At 62.5% G+C, this 2420-nt stretch carries 3 protein-coding genes; all 3 read right to left on the bottom strand.

The features are described from left to right. A partial coding sequence (locus VFV09_13710) for a hypothetical protein (GenBank protein HEU4868764.1) occupies nt 1-259 on the bottom strand: 259 nt, incomplete at its 3' end. A 12-nt stretch (nt 260-271) separates the two neighbouring features. Next, nucleotides 272-1108: a DNRLRE domain-containing protein gene (locus VFV09_13705; protein HEU4868763.1), complete on the bottom strand. Its 837-nt coding sequence runs from the start codon at nt 1106-1108 to the stop codon at nt 272-274. A 790-nt stretch (nt 1109-1898) separates the two neighbouring features. Next, nucleotides 1899-2420, bottom strand: a 522-nt coding sequence (locus VFV09_13700; GenBank protein ID HEU4868762.1) for a tetratricopeptide repeat protein, incomplete at its 5' end; no start/stop codon positions are given.

Here is a 2420-nt window from a genome sequence, read left to right as displayed (position 1 = left end):
AATCGAACGAACCGAAGACCCGGTAATTATCTTGATCTGCTTCGTTCGGGGACAGAAGCGCCAGCTGGTTTGTAGCAGCACCATTTGCCGACCAGGAGTTGGCGAGTCCGAGGATGTCGAGGGTTCTGGGCCCAGAGGAGGACGGGCAGTTCGATGAGCCGCCGGTCCACGATCCGTTGTACCAGTGGGCTCCGTCGACGGTGGGCTGGCTGTTCCAGGTGGCCGAAGAGAAGTAGGTTCCCGCCTTGTCCACCCACATCGAGCTGGTCCCTCAGGTGTAGCCGTCGGTTTGCACCAGATACAGCGACGCCGAGTAGACGGTGCGCCCGGCAATAGTTGAGGTGGGAAAGCGCAGGAAGGAGCGAGAGACGTTGTTCGCCGCGCCAAGCCTTCCGACCTTTAGGACCTCGCTTGAGTTGTAATTGACGGTGGGGGTCGCCTCGTTCACGTAGGTGTCTAAAGAGGTGGTCAGGTTGGCCGCCGGGTCAATCCAGACGGGGTAGATGGTCGCGGGATCCAACAAAAATTTCATCGACGGGCGCAGCACCATCGCCGGCCCCGCGGGGCCGTTCTCAATCTGCAGGTCGACGGTACTTACCTGGGTCGGCTCGCTTTTGACCCTTTCGTCCCGGGCCGAAGACCACATGGTGGCGGTGGCTGAGGTGATCTGCGGGTCTCCCTTGCCATCGACAAAGCTGATCTCGCCGCTGGCCTCGTCCTTTCTCATGGTCAGGCCATCCAACTCGACCGGTATGGTGATCACCGGCGCCTCGGTGGGACGGGTCTTGAGGACGATGAAGCTCTCGAATCCGCTGTTGGTCGCCTTGACCACGACATCTCGCCCGGGAGAAACGTCGGCGTAGGTGGCGATGTTGCCGTCCAGGGTTGGAGTGGGAAGCGGTTGCTCCGACTTGAACGAGATGCGGGAGCCCTTGGCGCCAATCGCCACCAGCTCCGAGCCTTCGGCGCCTCCATTCGACATGGTGATCTCGCCTGGCGCAGCCTTGGGAGAGATGCCGACGTCGGTCACTTCCAAGGCCGTGTCGATGGGGACCAGCGAATCGCCCTTTTTGACCCGAATCGGGCCGGATGACAGCTCGGTGGTCAACGTGCCCTGCGGGTTGGCGAACGTGGTTTCGGTCTCGGTTCGCTTGGAGAGGATCTCAACCTTCTTGCCCGTACGCTGCGCCTGGTCGAGAGCAACGAGTCGGGGTTGTCTGGGTCCACTCTCATCACGGGCATCGGGTCGCGGTTTACAGGCCCGGTTGGAGCCTCAGGAGCAGTCTTGGTCGCTTCGGCGACTGCTGCCTCGGTCGGGAAATCCTCTGGGATCTCAGTGACCGTGGGCGGCGTCGGGATCTCCATGGGGTTGCTCTTGGGGGCCGCGCTGGAGGTTGTTTCGCCGTCGCTGGGATCAGTCGAAGCAGCCGTTGCTTCGGACACCAGCTGGGAAGGCACAACGCCGAGTGCAAGCGCCGCCGTCACCAGAAACACGAGAAGTTTCGAACTCGACAGGGCGGAGCGGCATGCGCGGAAGAGAGGCTTCCCCGGGCGTAAGTTCATGGATGAACTTCCTATTCTGTTGTGGGCCCTTGTGTGCCCCTAACAGGGAAGCCTCGCATTCAGTGTGACACGGAATTGCCTAATTCTGGTTAGAAGTCGTAAGAAAAGACGATCGCACAGCAAACGTAGTGCTAACCCCCCACAGGATTGGGGGGCCTCTCCCCTCGACGTTTCCTGCGAGATGGTTTCTGATGCAAAAAGGGAGCCAGCCTTTCATTCAGCGCAGGCTGGCCAGCGTTCGCTTCCCAATTCGTCTCAGGCCCGCCGAAGTTCAATAACAACCTTCACGGTTATGGAAGTGGCTTCCGGCTCACCACCCTTCGGGCCCTAGGACCCTATAGGGCGCCCAGGCGCTCCTCGGCGTCGAAGAAGTCGGGGTCGGTAGCTACGATCTTGCGCCACAGGTTGCGGGCCTCGTCTTTACGGCCGGCGCGCTCCAGCAGGTCCGCCCGGGCGTACCAGTGCCTGAGGAAGTAGGGCTCCACGGCCCCCGACCCGGGATCCGCCCGGGCCAGCATGGTGATCGCCCGATTAAGGTCCCCCTTGTCGGCCAGTGCGCCGGCAGCGACGATCATCGTCTCCACCCAGGTCTCGGGAGTTACATCGGCCTGGGTCACCTCGGCGGTGGTCTCCAGCGCCCGGTCCGGGCGTTCCAGGGCCCGGTAGAGGTCGGCGATGACGTGGTTGTGCTCAACGGATGCGGTCAGCCGGCGGAACGTCAGTAGCTCGCTCAGCGCCTCCTTCCACTGACCCGAGTGGTAGAGCGCCAGACCCAGCAGCTCGATGACGCGGGGGGACCGTGAGGCGGATTCCTTCGCTTCGCCAGCCAGGCGGGCGGCGTCCTCGTACTCTTCGTC

The organism is Actinomycetota bacterium, from assembly GCA_035759705.1.
Taxonomy (GTDB): Bacteria; Actinomycetota; CADDZG01; order JAHWKV01; family JAHWKV01; genus JAJCYE01.
Note: the sequence above shows the minus strand (reverse complement) of the source record. Positions and strands in the feature narration are given on the sequence as shown.